This window comes from Pseudomonas sp. K5002, assembly GCF_013386655.1.
Classification (GTDB): Bacteria; Pseudomonadota; Gammaproteobacteria; order Pseudomonadales; family Pseudomonadaceae; genus Aquipseudomonas.
This window is the reverse complement of the sequence record NZ_JACARK010001313.1, coordinates 1-655: the sequence shown is the minus strand read 5'-3', so window position 1 is coordinate 655 and position 655 is coordinate 1. Positions and strand designations below refer to the sequence as shown.

General features: G+C 67.3%; 1 protein-coding gene. It reads right to left on the bottom strand.

Features of this window, described 5'->3' with window-relative positions:
- The coding region (locus HX846_RS35965; protein WP_178967317.1) for a FliH/SctL family protein at positions 1-559 on the bottom strand (559 nt) is incomplete at its 3' end.
- Positions 560-655: the final 96 nt, after the last annotated feature.

Genomic DNA, 655 nt, shown 5'->3' with positions numbered 1-655 from the left:
CAAAGGGCAACAGGCTGCGGCGCAGGCTTTGCAGTTGCGCCTCCAGCCCCAGCTCAACCGAACCCGCCGGGCTGCTCAGGCGGGCCTGGCCGGCGCCCAGTTGCGCATCGGCCTCCACGGCGATGCCGTCCTTGAGCAACTGTGGGCGCAGGGCATTCACTTCGGCGGGCGGCACCCACAACGTCAAGGCCTGGCCCTGGCGAAACGCGCTCAGGGCCTGGCGTGTACAACGCACCACGCGGTCGGTGTCATCCAGTTCGCCGAGTACTTCACGCACGATGCCCAGGGCCAGGTCCGCCAGCGACGCCTCAAGCCCGGCCAGGTAATGCTGGACCTGGGCCTGGGTTTCCAGCAGCAACTGTGCAACCTGTTCGGCACCTTCGCGGCGCGCACTTTCAAAACCCTCGGCGCGGGCGGTGTGCAGCCATTGGTCGCTGTCGGCCTTGATCTGCTCGGCGTGCGCCCTGGCGGCTTGCACAAAGGCAAAGCCATCGGTCCATAACGCCGCTTCATCGGCGCGCAAAATCCGCGCGGCCGGACGGCTGGGTAATTCACTCATGGGCAAGCTCCTCGGCGAGTAACCGGGCGGCGACGGTCTGGACGATCTCCAGGTCGCGGGGCAAGCGCCCGCTGTAGCCCTTGGGTGCGACAAACC